At 38.6% G+C, this 21,469-nt stretch carries 18 protein-coding genes; 10 read left to right on the plus strand and 8 right to left on the minus strand.

What is annotated here, in order from left to right:
* Window positions 1-88 precede the first annotated feature (88 nt).
* The 3 genes from AB669_RS02750 to AB669_RS02760 form a co-directional block, all read right to left on the minus strand.
* Window positions 89-259 carry a hypothetical protein gene (locus AB669_RS02750; protein WP_156166635.1) on the minus strand — a complete coding sequence of 57 codons (171 nt, stop codon included), beginning with the start codon at window positions 257-259 and terminating at the stop codon, window positions 89-91.
* 163 nt (window positions 260-422) lie between these two features.
* Window positions 423-863, minus strand: a complete 441-nt coding sequence (locus tag AB669_RS02755; RefSeq protein ID WP_047797782.1) for a PaaI family thioesterase — start codon at window positions 861-863, stop codon at window positions 423-425.
* 86 nt (window positions 864-949) lie between these two features.
* A complete protein-coding gene (locus AB669_RS02760) occupies window positions 950-3,406 on the minus strand; it encodes a TonB-dependent receptor (RefSeq protein WP_053058222.1) in 2,457 nt (818 codons plus the stop codon).
* 133 nt (window positions 3,407-3,539) lie between these two features.
* Between AB669_RS02760 and AB669_RS02765 the strand changes: the two genes are divergently transcribed.
* The 3 genes from AB669_RS02765 (at window position 3,540) to AB669_RS02775 (ending at window position 6,595) form a co-directional block, all read left to right on the plus strand.
* Window positions 3,540-3,773, plus strand: coding sequence for a hypothetical protein (locus tag AB669_RS02765; RefSeq protein ID WP_047797783.1), 234 nt, complete (start codon window positions 3,540-3,542; stop codon window positions 3,771-3,773).
* Window positions 3,774-3,847: 74 nt separating this feature from the next.
* Window positions 3,848-5,635, plus strand: coding sequence for a translation elongation factor 4 (lepA, locus tag AB669_RS02770; RefSeq protein WP_047797784.1), 1,788 nt, complete (start codon window positions 3,848-3,850; stop codon window positions 5,633-5,635).
* A gap of 78 nt (window positions 5,636-5,713) precedes the next feature.
* Window positions 5,714-6,595: a bifunctional 5,10-methylenetetrahydrofolate dehydrogenase/5,10-methenyltetrahydrofolate cyclohydrolase gene (locus AB669_RS02775; RefSeq protein ID WP_047797785.1), complete on the plus strand. Its 882-nt coding sequence runs from the start codon at window positions 5,714-5,716 to the stop codon at window positions 6,593-6,595.
* Between the two features lie 71 nt (window positions 6,596-6,666).
* On the opposite strand, the gene AB669_RS02780 is transcribed toward AB669_RS02775, so the two are convergent.
* A complete protein-coding gene (locus tag AB669_RS02780; protein WP_047797786.1) occupies window positions 6,667-7,002 on the minus strand; it encodes a Rieske 2Fe-2S domain-containing protein in 336 nt (111 codons plus the stop codon).
* Window positions 7,003-7,107: 105 nt separating this feature from the next.
* Here AB669_RS02780 and AB669_RS02785 point away from each other — a divergent pair, with 105 nt between their 5' ends.
* Both AB669_RS02785 and AB669_RS02790 read left to right on the plus strand, forming a co-directional pair.
* A complete protein-coding gene (locus AB669_RS02785; protein ID WP_047797787.1) occupies window positions 7,108-7,731 on the plus strand; it encodes a 7-carboxy-7-deazaguanine synthase QueE in 624 nt (207 codons plus the stop codon).
* Window positions 7,732-7,769: 38 nt separating this feature from the next.
* Window positions 7,770-9,656: an OmpA family protein gene (locus AB669_RS02790; protein WP_047797788.1), complete on the plus strand. Its 1,887-nt coding sequence runs from the start codon at window positions 7,770-7,772 to the stop codon at window positions 9,654-9,656.
* A gap of 90 nt (window positions 9,657-9,746) precedes the next feature.
* On the opposite strand, the gene kdsA is transcribed toward AB669_RS02790, so the two are convergent.
* Window positions 9,747-10,559 (minus strand): 3-deoxy-8-phosphooctulonate synthase, encoded by an 813-nt coding sequence (gene kdsA, locus AB669_RS02795; protein ID WP_047797789.1) that lies wholly within the window; start codon window positions 10,557-10,559, stop codon window positions 9,747-9,749.
* An 87-nt stretch (window positions 10,560-10,646) separates the two neighbouring features.
* Window positions 10,647-12,836, minus strand: coding sequence for a DNA helicase RecQ (gene recQ, locus AB669_RS02800; protein WP_047797790.1), 2,190 nt, complete (start codon window positions 12,834-12,836; stop codon window positions 10,647-10,649).
* A 91-nt stretch (window positions 12,837-12,927) separates the two neighbouring features.
* On the opposite strand from recQ, the gene AB669_RS02805 reads away from it, so the two are divergent.
* Together AB669_RS02805 and AB669_RS02810 are read left to right on the plus strand one after the other, a co-directional pair.
* Entirely contained in the window at window positions 12,928-13,896 is a 969-nt protein-coding gene (locus AB669_RS02805; protein WP_047797791.1) for an SIS domain-containing protein, read from the plus strand.
* Window positions 13,897-13,910: 14 nt separating this feature from the next.
* A complete protein-coding gene (locus AB669_RS02810; RefSeq protein WP_047797792.1) occupies window positions 13,911-15,002 on the plus strand; it encodes a mannose-1-phosphate guanylyltransferase in 1,092 nt (363 codons plus the stop codon).
* A gap of 68 nt (window positions 15,003-15,070) precedes the next feature.
* Here the strand turns inward: AB669_RS02810 and lysA are convergent, their stop codons facing one another.
* Window positions 15,071-16,237 carry a diaminopimelate decarboxylase gene (gene lysA / locus AB669_RS02815; protein WP_047797793.1) on the minus strand — a complete coding sequence of 389 codons (1,167 nt, stop codon included), beginning with the start codon at window positions 16,235-16,237 and terminating at the stop codon, window positions 15,071-15,073.
* 318 nt (window positions 16,238-16,555) lie between these two features.
* Window positions 16,556-17,869: an aspartate kinase gene (locus AB669_RS02820; protein WP_047797794.1), complete on the minus strand. Its 1,314-nt coding sequence runs from the start codon at window positions 17,867-17,869 to the stop codon at window positions 16,556-16,558.
* Window positions 17,870-18,204: 335 nt separating this feature from the next.
* On the opposite strand from AB669_RS02820, the gene AB669_RS02825 reads away from it, so the two are divergent.
* The 3 genes from AB669_RS02825 to AB669_RS02835 all read left to right on the plus strand — a co-directional run bounded on the left by AB669_RS02825 (window position 18,205) and on the right by AB669_RS02835 (window position 21,469).
* Window positions 18,205-19,941 (plus strand): phospho-sugar mutase, encoded by a 1,737-nt coding sequence (locus AB669_RS02825; protein ID WP_047797795.1) that lies wholly within the window; start codon window positions 18,205-18,207, stop codon window positions 19,939-19,941.
* Between the two features lie 295 nt (window positions 19,942-20,236).
* A complete protein-coding gene (locus AB669_RS21370; RefSeq protein WP_156166637.1) occupies window positions 20,237-20,521 on the plus strand; it encodes a hypothetical protein in 285 nt (94 codons plus the stop codon).
* 177 nt (window positions 20,522-20,698) lie between these two features.
* Window positions 20,699-21,469, plus strand: coding sequence for an MbnP family protein (locus AB669_RS02835; protein ID WP_047797796.1), 771 nt, complete (start codon window positions 20,699-20,701; stop codon window positions 21,467-21,469).

Genomic DNA, 21,469 nt, shown 5'->3' on the forward strand with positions numbered 1-21,469 from the left:
CTTGCCTGAACACAAAAAAATCCCGGCTTCTTTAAAAGCTGGGATTTTTTTACGGGCGTTGTATTAAATGGGTTGAATTTTTAGGTACTCAGGCTGGCAAAGATAACCTATTGATAATTTCATCGATAGCATCAGGCTCAATAGCGACATTTTTGGATGCACACCATTTTTCCGATCTCGTATCAAGCCAGATACAGAATGAATGGTAACCATCTAAAACAACGGCATAGGTTTCATGAAAGTCATCTTGAATGCGCATGCAAAATCCCTTGAAGATCTTGCCTCTAACAATAAATTGCAGGGTTGAATAATTTTCTAACATGGCTCATTATATTTTTGGTTAAGTTACAACAATGTATTAATGAGAATGTTTTGTTAATTTAAAGGAATCAATAAATAATTCTTAACTAAATTCAGGAAGCTTAACCTATGTTTAACATGTTCGAGTAGCCTCTTGCTATTAAACGCTTTTTCGAAGGCAAATGTATCTCACATTGGAGATTTAATATGATCCTTCCTTTTTTTACGATTACTGTTTCCGCAATGATTTCATCCCCTTCTGCTGCTGGTGCAAAATAGTCGATATAGTTACTAACTGTTGTATAGCGATCATTTAGACCCATAGTATAAACAGTAGCTCCAATTAAATCATCTATTATCCCTGCTGTAACACCGCCGTGCAGAATCTGGTATGGGTTTGTCATTTCTTGTCGAACAGTGTATCTACATGCCAAAACTCCGTTTTCGGCTTTAATTAAAACCGGTGCAAGCCAATTCATAAAGTTGGAAGGCGAATTTGTAATAATTTGCCCTAAAGACTGACGTAAGAAATTTAAACGCTGTTCACTTAATGATTCATCCATAGTGATAAGAAAATGTATATCGTAAAGTTAAAGATTTGTGCCATATCCAGAAACGATTAATTTTTGGATCGACTATCTTTACCAGTTTAAAACGGCAAAACCAGTTTAAAGCTAAAGTTTCTACCCATATTATAAATCCCTGACCGGCCATTTGGCGAGGACTGGTAGTACTCAAAATACTTCAACCTGTTTAAATGGGATTGATAAGCAATATTGAAAATGTTTTCGGCCTGAAAAAATACCTCAGCAATTCGTTTACCAGACTTGCCCCTGATTGCTGAGCCAATGCCAGCATTAAACAACGTATAGCCACTTGTGAAGGTTTCTGTATTGTCGAGCGCATAGAACTTATGCTGAGCGGAAGTAATGGCCACGTCCATTTTGATAAAAGGTTTATCCAGTAATCCAGATTGTTTTTGAGCAGTCAGTTTTAATTCAGATCTAATTTGAAGCGGTGGGATAAATGGTAAATACCTGGCATCCCTCCCATGCAGTCGCAATAATTCACTGTTTTGATTTATTCCTGTTACGTAGGCTATACTGTTATTCAGACTGAGCCATTTTAGTGAAGATGGATGGAGATTTACTGAAAATTCTGTACCATACAACCTGGCTTTTGATTGTTGATATTGATAAGTCAGATTGCCGGGTACAATTACTACCGGATTACCGTTTTCATCAGTTAATCGTGATTGATAGATATAGTTCTGGATATGGTTATTAAAAACTTCAAGGCTAATATCCAGATCTTTGAGATAGGCGATCGTGCCCAGGTCTTGCTGAAGGTTAAACTCCGGCTTAAAGTTTCTGTTGCCCAAGTAAACGATATGAGCTCCCGGATCCAGACCGTTAGACCCGATTTCTGTGATGTTGGGCGCACGATATCCGCGGGCTATATTGGCTTTTATGACAACCCTTTTTGAAATGTTGTAAGTGAAACCCAGGCTTCCTGACATTCCGTAGTAACTTTTGTCGAACGAGGGAAATTGTAAGTTGCTGTTTGCTGATTGTGATGTAACCTGTTTACCAAATCCGGTATCAGGATCCGTACCTACGTAAAAATTATTCCAATAAGTGTTTCTACGATCTACCCTCACTCCGCCTGATATGTCAAGTTTATCGAATGTTTTTTTTATAAAATAGAATGCACCGATGTCAAAAAGATTATAATCTGGAATTGGAAAATCAGTAGCCGATTTACTCCTGTTGGTTTGGTACATGCCATTTATACCAATTGTACTCTCGAAACCCGAGAAGTCTGGCAAATTATATTTTACATCATAATTTAAGGTATTAAGTACCACATATAAACCAGCCTGATCAGGAGCAGTCGGATGGTTGAATTCTTTTCTTACACTCTGCTGGCCGCCAATTAGCCAATGCAAATCGCTGTTACGAAATTTCAGCCGGCTTGAGTTGTATAAGCGGAAATGTTGAATATGCTGATGAAGAGGATTAATGCTATATTTTTTAAGCGACTCATCCCCAACAACTGGTCTGCTTCTAATGTCATCACCCTCGTCAAGTGTTTGCACGGTAAATCTGCGTGTTATCGAGTCTCTGCTTCCGTCAGGAATTTCCATTAAGTTGTTATAGAATGTTACTGCTGTTTTCGAATAAAATCCTGATTGATCCAGGACGGCACTTCCTGATAGATTATATTCTTTAAATGCTGTACCATAGACATACCTGTCAATTTTATTGTAATAATTATGTGCCGCTTTTGAAGTTGCCCGGGCAGAAAATTTCCAGTGGTCAGTATTATAATTTAATCCGAGCGAGGCACCGTACATTCCATTATTGGATTGGTAGTTCGACGTGAAATCACCGTCAAGGCTGGCACTTTCTGTATTTGCAACATCAGGAATCATATTAATTACGCCTGCCAGCGCGTCAGAACCGTAAGTTAAACTAGCAGGCCCTTTTATTACCTCCACCCTGGCGATACCATATTCATCTACTTCTATTCCATGCTCATCGCCCCATTGCTGCCCCTCTTGCCTTAAGCCATCATAAAGTGTTAAAACACGATTATAGCCCAGCCCCCTGATAAATGGTTTGGAGACATTTGGGCCGGTTGTTACTGCCGAAACGCCGGGAATGCCTTTTACAATAGCATCAATCAGATTGGTATTCATATTCTGATTCATCGCTGATTTATTTAAAACTGCAATTGGAACCGGATTTTTTCTAAGTTGCGTCGCCCGATTAACGCCAGTTACCACAACTTCATCAAGTTCCGAACTGAGATTGATCATTTCTAAATCTAACACCACAGTGTCCTGGTTCAAGTCAAGTTTCAGTTTTCTGTTTTGATAACCAATGCCGCTGAATACAATCGACCATTCGCCTTTTGGTAAGTCTTCAAAATAATAATGACCTTTATTGTCAGATTTCACAAGTTTTTTCAGAGCTGGTAATTGGATGTTAATATTCGCAATAGGCAGACCCATAGATGTAACTGTCCCGCTCAGGCGAATATCCTGGGCTTTAACATTCAAGTTGCAAACAAAAGCAAATAGTATCAGGTAGTAGTATTTCATGACGGAAGCTTATCTAAATATATTTTTAGACAAATCTAAATTTATATTTATGTAAATCAAATTTTATTTGTCTGCACTTCCATAATATTGATCTGTCAGCATTTATGGCTTGAATTTTGTTAAACCGTATCCTATGGAAGACAATCAATATCCCGAAAAAAGAATTCTGAAGCCATCAGTAATTCATGATGATTTGCCAGGAGTTAGAAAGCCTGAACACCTGAGGAAAGCCTTGCCTAACCATGATGACTTACTTCCAGAAAATCCAGAGCGAAATTATCACCACGAAGACTTAGGGAATAGCGCGCCTATCCATGATAGTATTGAACATGCTGATGATGATGTTTGGAATGGAGAAGACGCCTGAGTAGGAAATGACTGGTGATTCACCTTTATTTTCAGCCCCACAAATTCCATTAAAAAGCATATCTTTGCGCAAAGATGAAGCATATACGTAATTTTTGCATTATTGCACATATCGACCACGGTAAAAGTACCCTGGCAGATAGGTTATTAGAATATACGGCAACAATTTCGCAGCGTGAAGCGCAGGCGCAGTTGCTGGATAACATGGATTTGGAGCGTGAGCGAGGCATTACGATTAAAAGTCATGCTATACAAATGAATTATAAGGTTGGAGATATTGAATATAACTTTAACTTAATTGATACTCCCGGACACGTGGATTTCTCATATGAGGTATCACGTTCAATTGCAGCCTGTGAAGGGGCATTACTTATTGTTGATGCATCGCAGGGTATTCAGGCGCAAACTATATCCAACTTATACCTGGCCCTTGAGCACGATCTTGAGATTATACCCATACTTAATAAAATGGACTTACCTGGCGCAATGCCTGAAGAGGTAAAGGATCAGATTATTGATTTGATTGGTTGTAAACGAGAAGACATTATTCCTGCATCTGGTAAAACAGGTATGGGGATTCCTGATATAATTCAAGCTATTGTTGACCGCGTTCCTGCTCCGGTTGGCGATCCTGAAGCGCCTTTACAAGCATTGATTTTTGACTCCGTTTTTAACTCATTCAGAGGAATTATCGCTTACTATAAGGTGGTTAACGGTGAGATCAAAAAAGGCGACAAAGTAAAATTTATCAATACCGGTAAAGAGTATCTGGCTGATGAGGTTGGTATTTTAAAACTGGATATGGCACCACGGAATGTGGTCAAAACCGGGGACGTAGGTTACATTATTTCCGGCATTAAAGAAGCCAGGGAAGTAAAAGTTGGTGATACGATCACGACTACTGCAAGACCTTCGTTAGATGCAATCCAGGGTTTTGAAGAGGTTAAACCAATGGTTTTCGCGGGGATTTATCCTGTTGATACTGATGAGTTTGAAGAGCTTCGTGAAGCGATGCACAAGTTGCAGCTAAATGATGCATCAATAGTTTTCGAACCTGAAAGTTCTGCTGCTCTGGGCTTTGGTTTCCGTTGTGGATTCCTTGGAATGTTGCACATGGAAATTATTCAGGAACGTTTGGAACGTGAATTTGACATGACGGTAATCACCACCGTTCCCAACGTATCTTACGTTGCCCATACTACCAAAGGCGATGAAATTTTCGTAAATAATCCTTCAGATTTGCCTGATCCAAGTAAATTGGATTCGGTTGAAGAGCCATTTATCAAAGCTAACATTATTACCAAAGCTGATTTTGTTGGGCCTGTGATGTCACTTTGTATTCAGAAAAGGGGAACAATTGTAAATCAATCATACTTAACATCTGATAGGGTTGAATTGGTGTTTGAAATGCCAATGGGCGAAATAGTATTCGATTTCTATGATAAATTGAAAACCATTTCAAAGGGTTATGCCTCTTTCGATTACCATCAGATTGGATACCGAAAGTCAGATTTGGTTCGTTTGGATATGCTAATCAATGATGAACCGGTTGATGCTTTATCATCACTAATCCACAGAAGTAATGCTTACGATTTCGGAAAGAAAATTTGTGAAAAATTGAGAGAATTAATCCCTCGTCAGCAGTTCGAGATTAAAATTCAGGCATCTATTGGAGCTAAAGTTATCGCCCGTGAAACGCTTAGTGCTTTACGTAAAGATGTAACAGCTAAATGTTATGGTGGTGATATTTCCCGTAAACGTAAATTACTGGAGAAACAGAAAAAAGGTAAAAAACGCATGCGTCAGGTTGGAAACGTAGAAATTCCCCAATCAGCGTTTATGGCAGTGTTGAAATTAGATTAAATCAGATAGCAGATATTAGATTTGAGATGCCTGAGGTACAATCTCAAACCAATATCTGGCATCTCACATTTTATAAGAATGAAATTATTAGACGGTAAATACGTATCTGAAAAGGTTAAGGTTCAAATCGCAAAAGAAGCTGCAGAATTTTTAAATGAAAGTGGCAGGAAGCCCCACCTGGTTGCCATCTTAGTAGGTAATGACGGTGGCAGTGAAACCTATGTGGCCAGCAAAATGAAAAACTGTGAAAAGGTTGGTTTCCGGTCTTCACTTCACAGATATGATGATTCAGTATCTGAAGCGGAATTATTGGCTAAAATCGAAGAAATTAACCAGGATGATGAGGTTGATGGATTAATCGTCCAATTGCCTCTGCCTAAGCATATCGATCCGGAAAAGGTCACTGAAAAGATCGACCACCGGAAAGATGTTGATGGTTTCCACCCGGTGAATCTGGGTAGAATGATGCGCAATTTACCATGCTTTATTCCTGCTACCCCTTATGGCATTATGTTGATGCTTGAAGAATACAACATTGACACTACAGGAATGCATTGTGTTGTAGTGGGTAGAAGTAATATTGTGGGTAGCCCGATGAGTATTCTGATGGCTCGCAACGCTAATCCTGGAAATTGTACGGTAACATTGACACACTCGCGTACAAAAGATTTAAAAGAACAGGTGTTGCAGGCTGATATCATTATTGCTGCGATTGGTAAAAAGAATTTTATCACAGCAGATATGGTGAAACCTGGAGCGATTATTATAGATGTTGGTATCAACCGCGAAACTTCGACAGAAACCAAATCAGGATTTAAACTATATGGTGATGTGGATTTCGAACATGTTGCACCAATATCGTCTTTCATAACCCCCGTTCCCGGTGGAGTGGGTTTAATGACAATTGTGGGCTTGCTTAAAAATACATTGGCATCGGCCAGAAAAGAGATTTATGCTTAAAGCAAATCCCGGGGCTTAAGCTTCGATACTTCGGCAATAAAAAACGGTTCAATATATTGGGCCGTTTTTTTTTAGCCCCATAATTTAGTCCACCAGTTTTCTTCAAAGCCTACATATAAGCCGTCTTTGCGTAATTCTGTAGGGTAGATATCAATATAGTCTCCCTGTCCCTCTGCTCCTCTTCCGGTGGTTAAATTGTATTCGTAACGATGTACAGGACAGACTAGGTGACCGCTTTTGCACCATCCTCCTGAAAAATGCCCACCGGCATGCGGACACTGAGATTGTGTAGCGGTAAACTTCCCGTCAGCATTTATTATACACAACTGCTTGCCGTTTACATCCGACATTTTTATTGTGCCTGAGCCTGGAAGCTGTACTTTGTTTAATGCTTTGAACCACTTCATCAAGCTAAAATATCAATTAAATATCAGTGTTATTTCATCTTTGCATTAATTTTCGAATGAGAAACCGCTTCACCATATTTTTTTAAGATATTTGCATCCTCAAAAATGAAACAAGACATACCAGAAGACGGCACATTACTTCCTTTAATGGAAGAGTTTTATACCATACAAGGCGAAGGATTTAATACGGGCAAAGCAGCATATTTTATTCGCTTAGGTGGATGCGATGTAGGCTGCCACTGGTGCGATGTGAAAGAAAGCTGGGATGCCGAAATGCACCCTCTTACTCCTGCCGATGTAATTGTTGAAAACGCGGACCGCTTTCCTGGTAAAGCTGTTGTCATCACTGGTGGCGAACCCTTAATTTACAATCTGGATTATTTAACAAACAGCCTTAAAGAACGCGGCATATTAACCTTTATTGAAACTTCTGGTGCTTATCCGCTTTCGGGGAATTGGGATTGGATTTGTTTATCCCCAAAGAAATTTAAAGCACCTCGCCCTGATATCACGCCGTTTGCCCACGAACTAAAAGTAATTGTTTTTAACAAAAGTGATTTTAAATGGGCGGAAGAATACGCTGCAATGGTGTCTCCGACATGCAAACTATATTTGCAGCCCGAATGGTCAAAATCAAAGGAGATTACCCCACTGATTATTGATTACGTGATGGCTAATCCGAAATGGGAAATTTCTTTACAAACACACAAATTTTTAAATATTCCGTAAATAGTTTACATTAGCTTTGATATCCAAATGTTAATGTAATGAAATACTGGTGTCTTCTATCGCTTACATTTCTGAGTATTTTTACAAATGCCCAGAATTCTTCTAATAAAAAAGCATTAAACTTTTTCGAAAGGGCAAATCCTTTTATCCAGAAACAGGATTACGCATCTGCAGAGCAGGTACTGAAAAATGCTATTGAAGCAGATCCCCATTTTCAGGATGCCTATGCGTTGCTTGCAGGAGTTTACAAAGCGCAACGAAAATACAGCGATGCTAAGCAAGCGTTTCAAAAAGTGCTTGCTTTAAGTAAAAATGTATCTCCTGAAATACTTTTTGGAACCGCGGAGATGGAGTTTGCCACTCAGGAATATGCAAAGGCCAGGCAGCATTTTACTGAGTTCCTGAATTTGGATGCATCTTCAGACCGTGCGAAGAAAGCTACGAAATACCTGATGGATTGTGACTTTTCAGTTTTGGCAATAAAGAAGCCATTCAAATACACCCCAACTAACCTGGGAAGTGGTGTAAATACAACTGACGCCGAATATTTTCCAGCGCTAACGGCTGATGGAGAAACTCTGGTTTTCACGAGACAGGTAAATGGTAATGAAGATTTCTGGACTTCCCAATTTAAAAACAATTCCTGGACAATGGCTACGCGTTTGTCGCCCAAAATAAATACTGCAAGGTATAATGAAGGTGCTCAAACCATATCGCCTGATGGAAAATATCTTTTTTTTACAGGATGCAATCGCCCCGATGGTTTAGGCAGGTGTGACATATATGTTTCCCATCGTGAAGGTAACGACTGGGGGGAACCGTATAATGTTGGTAAGCCAGTTAATTCTGAATACTGGGAATCGCAACCTGCAATCAGTCCTGATGGCAGAACACTGTATTTTATCAGTAATCGTCCAGGTGGTTCTGGTGGATACGATATCTGGAAAAGCACCATTACGGATGATGCAAAGTGGGGCCCCGCCATAAACCTCGGCACCGACATCAACACCTCTTATGACGAAAATACCCCTTTTCTCCATGCCGATGGTAAAACGCTGTACTTCTCTTCTGATGGCTGGCCTGGATTTGGGAATAAAGACATCTATTTCAGTAGAATGGATGATAGCGGTAAGTTTACAACCCCAGTTAATCTGGGATTTCCGTTAAATTCATTTGATGATGAGAGCGGTTTGATTGTAAGTGCCGACGGCAATTTAGGAATGTTTTCCTCTAACCTGAAAGATGGTTTTGGAGCTCAGGATATTTATAGTTTTGGCATTCCTGAGGCAGCAAAACCTTCGAAGGTCTCTTATGTCAAAGGTATTGTTCGCGATAAGGACAGCAAAAAGACGATAGAAAGCAATGTTCAGGTAGTAGATCTAAAAACGAATAAAACTGTTTTTGATGATTATACTGATCCTGAAACCGGTGAGTTTTTAGCTGTAATGCCAATTGGAAGTGATTATCTTTTTAACGTGAATGCTGAAGGATACCTATTTTATTCTGAGAACTTTGAGCTTAAGGCTGGCGACATTAATAAACCTTACCAGATTGAGGTTTACATTGAAAAAATTAAGCCAGGCGGAAATGTTACATTGAGGAATATTTTCTTTGACACCAATAAATACAACCTGCTCCCCGCTTCAATAAGAGAACTTAATTTATTAATCGACTTCTTGAATCAGAATACAACTGTAAATATCGAAATCCAGGGTCATACAGATAATATCGGCGACGCAAAACTCAACGAAAAGCTTTCGCTAAACAGGGCAAATGCTGTTTACGATTATTTGCTGAAAAATGGCATTGACCTGAGGAGACTTACTTTTAAAGGATTTGGCGCCAACAAGCCGGTTGCAGATAATAAGACTGAGATAGGAAGAAAGAATAACCGCAGAACATCATTTGTGATTACAAAAATATAGGAACACGGTATAGATCTCAAAAGTATTTCTCTGGTCAAATGCAGTGATGTTACAAGGTTGACTCCGGGAGATACTTTTGAGATAGAAACTTTATATTATCGCTTGTCTGATGCGAATTAGTTTGCTCAATGTTTCTTCCAGCAAATCCAAATGTAACATATTAGCGCCATCAGATTTTGCGTTTGCGGGATCCGGGTGTGTTTCGATGAATAAGCCATCTGCACCAACTGCAATTGCAGCTTTAGCAATGGTAGATATCAGTTCTGGTTTACCGCCTGTAACACCGCTACTTTGATTAGGCTGTTGCAAGGAATGTGTACAATCCATTACCACAGGAACACCAAAACCTTGCATCTCCGGTAAACCACGATAATCAACGATCAGGTCCTGGTAGCCGAAGGTATTCCCCCGGTCAGTTAAAATAACTTTATTGTTTCCCGCCTCTTTAATTTTCTCCACTGCAAATTTCATCGATCCGGCTGAAAGAAACTGACCTTTTTTTACATTGACAACTTTTCCTGTTTGCGCTGCTGCGATTAATAAATCAGTTTGGCGACAAAGGAAAGCCGGAATCTGCAATACATCTACGTAAGCGGCCGCCATAGCGGCCTCGTCACTTTCATGAATGTCTGTTACGGTTGGTACGCCAAACTCCCGCCCAATACGCTCTAAAATACGTAACGCTTTCTCATCTCCAATACCTGTAAAAGAACTCCCTTTACTTCGGTTTGCCTTGCGGTACGAGCCTTTAAAAATATATGGAATTTGAAGCTTATCAGTAATTGTTATGATTTTCTCTGCAATGCGCATGGCTATATCTTCACCCTCAATGGCACATGGGCCAGCCATCAAAAAGAAATTTCCTGATTCTGTATTTTTTATTTTATCTAAATAGTTAAGCATAGTTGCAATTTGAGATTTGAAAAATGAGATATCAGATATTAAACTTCGGCAGTCTAAAATCTAATATCTATCCTCTTAAATCTAATGTTAGTTTCCTAATTCCGACATGAATTTAATTCTCATCAATTGAATTTCTTCACGGGTGTAATCAGTTTCGCCAAGTTCATTTAAGGCATCATCGATAGAGTCGCTTTCGGCAGCCCGGAAATAATCGAATACCTCGTCTTGTCTGTCATCGTCAATTACTTCATCGATAAAATAATTGAGATTAAGCTTTGTTCCTGAATTTACAATTGACTCAACCTCCTTTAGGATCTCTTCGTAAGTAATGCCTTTTGAATCAGCAATATCTTCTAAACCAATCTGCCGGTCAATATTTTGAATGATAGATACTTTCATTTGCGATTTATTTGCCTGAGTTTTAATGATCAGGTCTATAGGTCGCTCAACGTCATTATCTTCAACATATTTTTTTATCAGCTCAATAAACGGTCCGCCAAACTTCATTGCTTTACCAGAGCCCACTCCAGAAATCTGGCGTAACTCTTCCATAGTGATGGGATAATGCGTACACATTTCTTCTAGCGATGGATCCTGAAAAACAACAAATGGCGGAACACTTTTCTGCTTTGCAATTTTCTTTCTCAGATCTTTAAGTAACTGGAGCAAATGAGTATCCAATGCACCGGTACCCTGTTTGGCATCATCTTCATCTTCCTCTACTCCGTCGCCTATAGGTTCATTTAGAATAAACTTCAAACTATAAGGATTAACTATAAAATCTCTCCCCTGTTTGGTTAACTTTAAGAGTCCGTAATTATCAATGTCTTTATACAGATAGTTGTTTAAAACGGCTTGACGGATAACCGATTTCCATAATAATTCACCCTCACCTTTGCCAATTCCAAATTCCGGAACTTTGCTATGCTCGTAGGCGATAGTCTGCGCAGTTTCCAAACCTAAAAATACATTCAGCAGATGTGCATCATCAAATTTCTCTCCTGTAGTCTCAATAAACTTCAGCAGTACAGATAGCTGTTCTTCGGCTTCAAATTGCTTTTTCGGTTTCTTGCAATTATCGCACATGCAGTTACAGCCTGTTTCATTAAAGTTTTCACCGAAATAATGAAGGATTTGCTTACGGCGGCACACACCTGACTCAGCATAATCGATTACTTCTTTAAGGATCTGAGTCCCGATTTCGCGTTCTGAAACCGGCTTATCTTTCATGAATTTGGCAAGTTTATCTACATCTTTTTGAGAATAAAAAGCAATACATACACCTTCCCCACCATCACGGCCAGCCCTGCCAGTCTCCTGGTAATAGCCTTCCATACTCTTCGGAACATCATGGTGGATCACAAAACGAACATCAGGTTTATCAATTCCCATTCCAAAAGCAATTGTAGCGACAATAACCTCAGCATCTTCCATTAAAAACCTGTCCTGGGTTTCTGCTCTTACTTTAGGCTCCAAACCTGCATGATAAGGCAAGGCACTAATTCCGTTGAGATTTAATGCCTCGGCAACTTCCTCAACTTTTTTGCGACTTAGGCAATAAATAATGCCAGATTTACCAGGATTAGATTTAATATATTTTATAATTTCTTTTGTGATGTCTCGCTTGGGGCGGATCTCATAGAATAAATTCGGTCTGTTAAATGACGACTTAAATAAGGTAGCCTCACTCATTCCAAGATTTTTCATGATGTCTTGCTGCACCTTTGGTGTTGCGGTAGCTGTTAAAGCGATTATCGGAATATTGTTTCCTAATCCTCCAATCACCTGTTTTATTTTCCGGTATTCCGGCCTGAAATCGTGTCCCCACTCTGAAATACAGTGCGCCTCATCGACTGCAACAAATGAGATTTTAATCAGATTGAGAAATTCTATATTTTCCTGTTTCGCAAGAGACTCAGGCGCTACATAAAGTAATTTGGTTTGACCGCTTAAAAGATCAGACTTAACTTGAGTAATTTCGGATTTGTTTAAAGACGAATTAAGAAAATGAGCAATGCTGTCACTACCACCGAAGGCCCTTAACTGATCTACCTGATTCTTCATCAGCGCAATTAATGGTGAAATCACTATTGCAGTTCCGTCACTCATTAAAGCAGGTAGTTGATAGCAAATAGACTTCCCTCCGCCCGTTGGCATAATCACAAACGTGTTGTTGCCCTCTAAAATATTTGTAATGATCGACTCTTGATCACCTTTGAAATTATCAAACCCAAAGAAATTTTGCAGGTTATCAAATAACGACTTTTTCACGTCCATTTTGTGTAATAAAATATGCGATGCTATTTTTCTATCCAAAATAACATAATTTTACAAGAAATTCAAGTATCACAAAACATTTTTTTTCTCTTTGAAAAGTAAAAAATCAATAATACAGTCAGCTATAGGCACTTTGGAGCTAGAGGCAGCAGCAATTTTGAATGTCGCCAAAAATCTAAATGATGATTTTGAAAAAGCAGTACGCACCATTTTATCGTGCGATGGAAGAGTCATTGTAACCGGCATTGGAAAAAGTGCCATTATCGCACAAAAAATTGTCGCCACTTTTAATTCTACCGGTACGCCAGCAATTTTTATGCATGCCGCCGATGCCATACATGGTGATTTAGGTATGATACAGCGTAACGATGTAATTATCTGTCTCTCTAAAAGCGGTAACACACCAGAAATCAAAGTTTTGATTCCGCTACTTAAAGCAGCGGAAAATAAACTGATCGGAATGGTTGGTGAGGTTAAATCCTTTCTTGCTGAACAATCTGATATTGTATTAAATACTTCATTCGAGAAAGAGGCTTGCCCACATAATCTTGCCCCTACAACAAGCACAACTGCTCAGTTGGCAATGGGTGATGCACTCGCCATTTGTTTGCTTGAATGCCGTGAATTTAATGAAGCCGATTTTGCAAAATACCATCCCGGGGGCTCTTTAGGTAAAAAACTTTATCTGAGAGCCAAAGATTTGGCTGCTCTGAATGAAAAACCATCAATCTCTGCATCAGCACCAGTAAAAGATGTATTGATCGAAATTAGTAAAAACCGTTTGGGTGCTGTTGCTGTTGTAGATGAAAGCCGGCAGGTAATTGGAGTAGTTACCGATGGGGATATTAGGCGTATGCTGGAAAATAATGGTTCAATAGCCAATTTAACTGCAAGTGATATTATGGGGAAATCACCTAAAAGTGTGCAGTATGATGCACTTGCGGTTGATGCACTCGATATCATTAAACAAAATAATATTACCCAATTGCTAGTTCTCAAACAAAATACTTACTTTGGCATCATCCATTTACACGACCTGCTAAACGAAGGTATAGTGTAATTTTAAAACCTAAAATGAATAAAGATTATTACGCACTTATCATGGCCGGCGGCGTTGGAAGCCGTTTTTGGCCAGTGAGCAGAACCGAATATCCAAAACAGTTTATTGATTTCTTCGGGGTAGGAAAAACATTAATTCAAAGTACCTATGAAAGGTTTTTGAAAATCTGCCCGCCAGAAAATATTTTTATTGTTACCAATGAGATTTATTCAGGTTTAATAAAAGAGCAACTGCCAGAACTAAGTAACAATCAAATACTGGCCGAACCGCTTATGCGTAATACTGCTCCCTGTATTGCCTACGGTAGTCTTAAAATACATGAGTTAAATCCGAATGCAACAATTGTTGTTGCACCATCCGACCATACTATTGCCAACATTGATGGGTTTATCGATTCAATACAGCAGTCACTGAATGCCGCATCGAAAAACGATTGCCTGATTACGCTAGGTATAAAGCCGAACAGACCTGACACGGGATATGGCTATATTCAGCATACCGAGTATGTGTTGAATACAGATACCGATTTACATAAAGTTAAAACCTTTACCGAGAAGCCAAATCTTGATTTGGCAAAGTCGTTTATCCAGAGTGGCGATTTTCTATGGAACGCAGGAATTTTTATTTGGTCATCAAGGTCAATACTTAAAGCTTTTGAAAAACATCTTCCGGATATGTACGAGATATTCAATGTCGGAAAATCTGAATTAAATACTGGCAGTGAGAAAGAGTTTATCAATAACGCCTATCTGCAGTGTACCAACATTTCTATCGACTTCGGTATAATGGAAAAAGCCGATAATGTTTATGTACTTCCCGCTGACTTTGGCTGGTCTGATTTAGGAACCTGGGCATCTATATATGAGATGGCAGATAAAGATTATGTCGGCAATGCAGTAATACCTTCAGAGCAAGTGATCATGTTTGATTCATCTAATTGTATGGTAAATGTACCGAAAGATAAACTGGTTATTTTAAATGGATTACACGATTATATTGTTGTAGAAAATAACAATATGCTGATGGTTTGTCCAAGAAATGAAGAGCAAAAAGTTAAACAATTTGTCGCTGAAGTGAAATCACGCTTTGGTAATAGATTTATTTAGCGAAAACTGAGCCCATAAAAAAGCCTGACTATTCTTTAATAGTCAGGCTTTCACATTTGTAGCAGTAATTAAATCTCATTACTGTAAACTGATCTAATTGCGTCTCTTAGATTGTATTTTGATGCCATAACCTCGCCGTAAGCGCCGGCACTGCGAATAGCGAAAATATCTCCCCTGAATGATTCCGGCTGCTCAACTTCTTTGCCGAAGCAGTCTGTACTTTCACAAATTGGACCCACAATATCATATTTAATCAAAGCCTGAGATTCTGGACCTGAGATTTGTGACAGATTCTGAATCTTATGGTAGGCCTGATATAATGCCGGTCGCATTAATTCCGTCATGCCCGCATCTAAAATCACAAAGTTCTTCTTTTTACCATTCTTGATATATAACGCTCTGGTAATTAATGATGCTGATTGGCCAACTAATGCTCTACCCAATTCAAAATGAACTTCCTGGTTAGGTTTAATTTCCAAAAATTCTTTAAATATTTTAAAGTAAGATTTAAAGTCAGGAATCTGATGGTCAGGATTGTAGTAGTCGATACCTAAACCTCCGCCTACGTTTAAAACCTGAACGATAAAACCTTTATCCTCAAACCAGGTACAAAATTCATTTACCCTAACACAAAGGTTTTTGTATACATCAAGGTTAGTGATCTGAGAACCTATATGGAAATGGATTCCAATAAACTTAAGGTTTGATGATTCTTTCAGGGTATCAGCACACTCGGGTAAGTCCCAGGAGTTAATGCCGAATTTATTTTCATCTAAACCAGTAGTAATGTTGTGGTGTGTATGTGCATCAACATTCGGATTGATACGGATAGCTACCTGAGCTATTTTACCTTTAGCTGCTGCAAGTTCGTTTAAAACCTCCAGTTCCTGAATGGATTCTACGTTGAAGCAGAATATATCCAGATCCAACGCTTCATTTATCTCTTTGTCAGATTTTCCAACGCCAGCGAAAACTATTTTTTTATTGTCGAAACCAACCTCTACAGCCCTCCTCACTTCTCCGGCACTTACGCAATCTGCACCAAAACCGATGGTTTTGATCTGTTCAAGCAAAACGGCATTAAAGTTTGCTTTTAAAGCATAGTGGATATGGAAATGATAAGGAGCAGCAGCTTCAGCACAAGTGCTTAAAGTTTGCTGAAGCAAATCTGTATCGTAATAGTAAAATGGCGTTTCTATATTGTCAAACTTTGATATATCTTTATCGGCAAACATGTTCAAATTCCTTATTATATTTTTAATTCTATTTTTTGGGCTGGTCTACGTTGGTAACTACCTCGACTTAAAGAATGGAAGAATTACACAAAAACAATTCAATGGAAAAATCCGGTTTCTGATCGTTTTGATCCTGATTGTATTATTCCTTTTATTTATTAAAAAATGAAAATAGTAGCAGCCCTATTTATTATACTGATTATTTCCCTTGGATTATTAAATTCCTACAAGAAATATAAAAACCAGTTATTACCATCTGGCTTCCTGGCTTGTCATTTCCTGATTGGCTTAATGGTAATAATTGGTGCATTTTATTTACTATTCGAATAAACGGTTGTGTAGGCTTCGCAAAGCTTCAGTTTTGTATTCGCTTAAAATCAGAAGGGACACATTATAATTACTTCCGCCATACGAGATCATTCGGATTGGAATGTGCTTTAATCCCTCTAAAACCCTGCTTGCAAAGCCATGTTTCTCTGATCCGAAATCACCTACAACGCATACGATGCTATGATTAGTATCAACCTCAACAGTTCCAAAACTTTCTAATTCCTCAATAATTTTCGACAGATTTCCCGTTTCATCAATTGTTAAAGAAACAGCCACCTCTGAGGTGGTAATCATGTCAATAGGTGTTTTATAACGCTCAAATACCTCGAATACACGACGCAGGAATCCGTAGGCTAACAACATCCTGCTCGATTGAATCCGGATAGCTGTAATGCCATCTTTTGCTGCTATAGACTTAATTTTACCTCTTTCACTGTCGTGTGTAATTAAAGTACCAGCAGCGGTTGGCTCCATCGTATTTAATAAACGGACAGGGATTTTATATTTTTGTGCAGGGAAAACTGACTGCGGGTGTAAAATTTTTGCACCGAAATAAGCCAATTCAGCAGCCTCATCAAACGAAAGTTGCGCGATAGGTTTGGTACCTTTTACTATTCTTGGGTCATTATTGTGCATACCGTCTATGTCAGTCCATATTTGAACTTCTTCCGCTAAAATTGCAGCACCTAGTAAAGATGCGGTATAATCACTACCTCCACGACGTAAGTTATCCACTTCACCAAAGCTATTGCGGCAAATGAAACCTTGCGTAATGAAAAGCTTATTGTCTTGATATTGCTCCAACAGCGGAGTTAAGTGTTTTGTGGTGAATGGAATATCGGGTTCATTATCCTCATCAGTTTTCATAAAATCAAGCGCGGGTAACAAGACCGATTGCACGCCTATGGATTTCAAATAAATGTGATATAATGTCGTTGATAGTAACTCACCTTGTGCCAAAACAACCTTTTCTTCAATAGGTGTGAAAATGTCGTTTGCCAATCCGGCTAAAAATCCGAAATGATAATCAATAACTTCGTTACCTTGTTCCTGAAATTCTGCCGATGGTAATAATTCGACAACAAAATCTTTATATTTTGTATATAGATTTTCAACCGCAACACTACCCTTCTTCTTATCTCCAGCTAAAAAATAATTTGCAATTTCTACTAAACTATTTGTGGTGCCAGACACGGCTGACAATACCACAATCTGCTCTTCATTTGGATTAATAATATCCAATAATTTCGTCATGCGCTCAGGACTACCTACAGAAGTACCCCCAAATTTTAAAATTTTCATTTCTTGCTTATTGTTTTTTAATGGTGATGAGCTATTACGATTTCTCAGTTACTGAAAAATCAGGTCACATCATCTGATTATTTTTTGGTTATTACCCGCAATGATACGCCGTTGAGAAAATTTTTATAACTATTTTGAAAAAGTTACAATAGCATCACTTTAATACTGGATTTTCTTTATTATTGTATCGGGGCGTGAAAATAAACAAAAGCAACTTAAAAGCAACATCCTCAACAAAATAAAATTTGGACAGACTGAAATTATTTTCATGCTGCCAAACTTCAAAGCATAAATATTGTTCAACACCAGATATTAAATTTAAAACATAAAGCTCAATGCAATCAATTGACCAATCAACACAGGCCACCATTAATCAATGGCTAAGTGGAAATTACGATGAGAAAACGAAGTCAGAAATCCAGGAATTAGTAGATAAAGATGCAACTACCGAACTTACAGACGCTTTTTACAGAAGCCTGGAGTTTGGAACCGGCGGTTTACGCGGTATTATGGGTGCAGGCTCTAACCGGATTAACAAATATACCATCGGAACAGCAACCCAGGGATTGGCAAATTACCTGAACAATAAATACCCTAATGAAAAAATCAGTGTTGCCATTGCACATGATAGCCGTAATAATTCTGATTACTTTGCTAAAATTACAGCCGATGTATTCTCTGCAAATGGAATCCATGTTTATTTTTTCGAAGAATTAAGACCTACACCTGAATTATCTTTTGCTGTTCGCCATTTCGGTTGTAAAAGTGGGGTGATGTTAACTGCCTCACACAACCCAAAAGAATATAACGGTTATAAAGCCTATGGTGCCGATGGTGGTCAGTTTACTTCTCCAGACGATAAATTAGTAATTGACGAAGTAAATAAAATTAAAAGCATCGATGACGTTAAATTCGACCGCGTTGATGCAAATGTGGAACTGATTGGCCAGGAGGTGGATAAACTTTATCTGGATGGTATTACTGCCCTTTCAATTTCTCCTGAAGCAATAAAAAGACAGCATGATCTTAAAATTGTATACTCTCCTATCCATGGTACTGGTATCACATTGGTTCCTAAAGCACTGGAGCAGTTTGGTTTCACCAACGTTACTGTTGTTGAAGAACAAAGTAAACCTGATGGTAATTTTCCAACAGTGGTTTATCCTAACCCCGAGGAAAAAGATGCTTTAACCCTGGCAATGAATAAAGCGAAAGAAATTGATGCTGATTTGGTGCTAGCTACCGACCCGGACGCTGACCGTGTGGGTATCGCCGTAAAAGATAATGCTGGTGAGTGGGTTCTGCTAAATGGCAACCAGACAGGAAGTTTATTAATTAACTATCTGTTATCTGCATGGCAGGAAAGTGGCAAACTAGATGGTAATCAGTTTATTGTTAAAACAATAGTAACCTCAAACCTGATCGAAGAAATTGCGAAGAAAAAGAACGTTACCTATTACAATACCTTAACAGGATTTAAATATATCGGACAGTTAATGACTGAGCTTGAAGGTAAAAAGTATTTCATCGGAGGTGGCGAAGAAAGTTATGGTTATCTCATCGGGGATTTAGTGCGCGATAAAGATGCTGTTGTTTCTGCTGCTTTTATTTCGGAAATGACTGCTTATTATAAAGATAAAGGCGCAAGTTTGTACAATGCTTTATTAGATATGTATGTAGAATATGGCATTTACAAAGAAGATCTGGTATCACTTACCAAAAAGGGTAAATCTGGCGCAGAAGAAATTAAAGCCATGATGGTGAAATTCCGCGAGAATCCGCCAGCAACTTTAGGTGGCTCAAAAGTTTCGGTACTAAAGGATTATGAATTAGGTCAGGAAACGGATTTAGCTACTGGCAAAGTAACTAAACTGGATTATCCAACCTCTGATGTTTTGCAGTTTATTACAGAAGATGGTAGCATCGTGTCGGCACGTCCGAGTGGTACCGAACCCAAAATCAAATTTTACTGTAGCGTTAATGCCCCTTTATCCGATAGAGGAGATTTCGCGAAAGTTAATGATGAACTCGGTGAAAAAATAAAAACAGTAATGGCAGATTTGCAGGCATAGTTAAGCCGAAGATTTGCATATCAAGAACATGCTAACCGGATGCAGAACGCCTGCATCCGGTTTTTTTATGATGGATAATTTACAATACCTAGTCAATTGAATCAGGGAATGAAAATTATTTTCTATGATTTAAAATCTAAGAATATGGGGCATTCTGGGTTTTTTCTTTGCAGCAATCAATTTCTTTAATACTTTTGCAGCAAATACAATGTTCAAAAAGCTCCTGATATATTTATTAATCATTTGCTCAGTTTCAAACGGAGCAATGCAATTGGTAGTATACTCAGGTTACAAAATGAATAAAGCATACATTACCAGTGTATTTTGTATCAATAAAGAACATCCTGAATTGCATTGCGACGGGCAGTGTTTCCTCGCTAAAAAGCTAAAAGATTTAGAGTCGAAAAATAAACAAGCCCAGGAAAGTCTTAGACGTGTTGCAGAGGCTGAACCGAAATTTCAATCTTTAGCAGTCAACCATCAACTCCCATATTTTATCATTAAAACAGAAACGGGTTACCTGGAAAAACCAGTAAAAGACCTTTCTGCATCTGTCTTTCATCCTCCGAAAACGGTTTAAGTAATTTTTCAAGCGACGGTTTTGCTGTCGAACAGTTTAGCTCGTTAAATATGATGCAATTAAAGCATATTGTAGTTACTCGAAGCTGAGCAAAAACGATCTGTGCCGTTAATTCTTTCAAACCATAAGTTTTGACGTTGTACAGGCTTACTTTTTACTTATCCAATTTTCGAAATAATGAAATTATCACAATACCTCCTGGCATTGCTATGCCCTATTATTATGCTCTCATCATGCAAAAAAAATGATGATGCCGTCACAGCCGACACTAAATCGAGTTTTACCATTGAGTTTGAACATCAGGTTAATGGCGCTGCGCTGTCCTTAAACACCACGAGATACAAAAATGCCAAAGGTGAAGATTTTAGTATCTCCACTTTTAAATATTATGTCAGTAATATCAAATTAACTAAAGCAGATGGCACAAGCTATTTAATACCAGAAAGCTATTTCCTGATTGACGAATCAAAAAGCACATCAAAAACTATTACCCTTACTGATGTACCAACTGGTGATTATACCAGGATAGAATATACTATTGGCGTAGATTATGCACGCAACTTTGCTGGTGCCCAAACAGGTGCTTTAGATCCCATCAACGGGATGTTCTGGACATGGAACAGCGGTTACATATTCGTTAAACTGGAAGGTACGTCGCCCCTTTCTACCGCAACCGGGAAAGCCTTAACGTTCCATATCGGAGGCGTTCTAGACCCAAATAATACCATTAGAACGTTCTCAGCCGAAATAAATGCGGCTAACCCATTAAGGGTAAGGACCGACGCAAAACCTAACATGCACTTCATCGTAAACGCGGCTTCTTTGTTTACAGGGGTAACGGATATCAGTTTTGCAACCTTAAACTTCACAATGGGTGGTGCAAACTCAGTTGTTGTAGCAGACAATTACGCTAAAGGATTGTTTCGCCTGGATCATATTCATAACTAG

Source organism: Pedobacter sp. BMA (assembly GCF_001027745.1).
In the GTDB taxonomy this organism is placed as follows: domain Bacteria; phylum Bacteroidota; class Bacteroidia; order Sphingobacteriales; family Sphingobacteriaceae; genus Pedobacter.

Excerpts from the sequence above, each read along its gene's own strand:
- AB669_RS02810 (WP_047797792.1), top strand. The coding sequence starts at position 13,911 with ATGAATAAAGATTATTACGCACTTATCATGGCCGGCGGCGTTGGAAGC.
- AB669_RS02750 (WP_156166635.1), bottom strand. The coding sequence starts at position 259 with ATGCGCATTCAAGATGACTTTCATGAAACCTATGCCGTTGTTTTAGAT.
- lysA (WP_047797793.1), bottom strand. The coding sequence starts at position 16,237 with ATGTTTGCCGATAAAGATATATCAAAGTTTGACAATATAGAAACGCCA.
- AB669_RS02775 (WP_047797785.1), top strand. The coding sequence starts at position 5,714 with ATGAAATTATTAGACGGTAAATACGTATCTGAAAAGGTTAAGGTTCAA.
- AB669_RS02780 (WP_047797786.1), bottom strand. The coding sequence starts at position 7,002 with ATGAAGTGGTTCAAAGCATTAAACAAAGTACAGCTTCCAGGCTCAGGC.
- AB669_RS02765 (WP_047797783.1), top strand. The coding sequence starts at position 3,540 with ATGGAAGACAATCAATATCCCGAAAAAAGAATTCTGAAGCCATCAGTA.
- AB669_RS02760 (WP_053058222.1), bottom strand. The coding sequence starts at position 3,406 with ATGAAATACTACTACCTGATACTATTTGCTTTTGTTTGCAACTTGAAT.
- AB669_RS02755 (WP_047797782.1), bottom strand. The coding sequence starts at position 863 with ATGGATGAATCATTAAGTGAACAGCGTTTAAATTTCTTACGTCAGTCT.
- AB669_RS02790 (WP_047797788.1), top strand. The coding sequence starts at position 7,770 with ATGAAATACTGGTGTCTTCTATCGCTTACATTTCTGAGTATTTTTACA.
- AB669_RS02825 (WP_047797795.1), top strand. The coding sequence starts at position 18,205 with ATGCAATCAATTGACCAATCAACACAGGCCACCATTAATCAATGGCTA.
- AB669_RS21370 (WP_156166637.1), top strand. The coding sequence starts at position 20,237 with ATGAATAAAGCATACATTACCAGTGTATTTTGTATCAATAAAGAACAT.
- AB669_RS02820 (WP_047797794.1), bottom strand. The coding sequence starts at position 17,869 with ATGAAAATTTTAAAATTTGGGGGTACTTCTGTAGGTAGTCCTGAGCGC.
- kdsA (WP_047797789.1), bottom strand. The coding sequence starts at position 10,559 with ATGCTTAACTATTTAGATAAAATAAAAAATACAGAATCAGGAAATTTC.
- recQ (WP_047797790.1), bottom strand. The coding sequence starts at position 12,836 with ATGGACGTGAAAAAGTCGTTATTTGATAACCTGCAAAATTTCTTTGGG.
- AB669_RS02835 (WP_047797796.1), top strand. The coding sequence starts at position 20,699 with ATGAAATTATCACAATACCTCCTGGCATTGCTATGCCCTATTATTATG.
- AB669_RS02785 (WP_047797787.1), top strand. The coding sequence starts at position 7,108 with ATGAAACAAGACATACCAGAAGACGGCACATTACTTCCTTTAATGGAA.
- lepA (WP_047797784.1), top strand. The coding sequence starts at position 3,848 with ATGAAGCATATACGTAATTTTTGCATTATTGCACATATCGACCACGGT.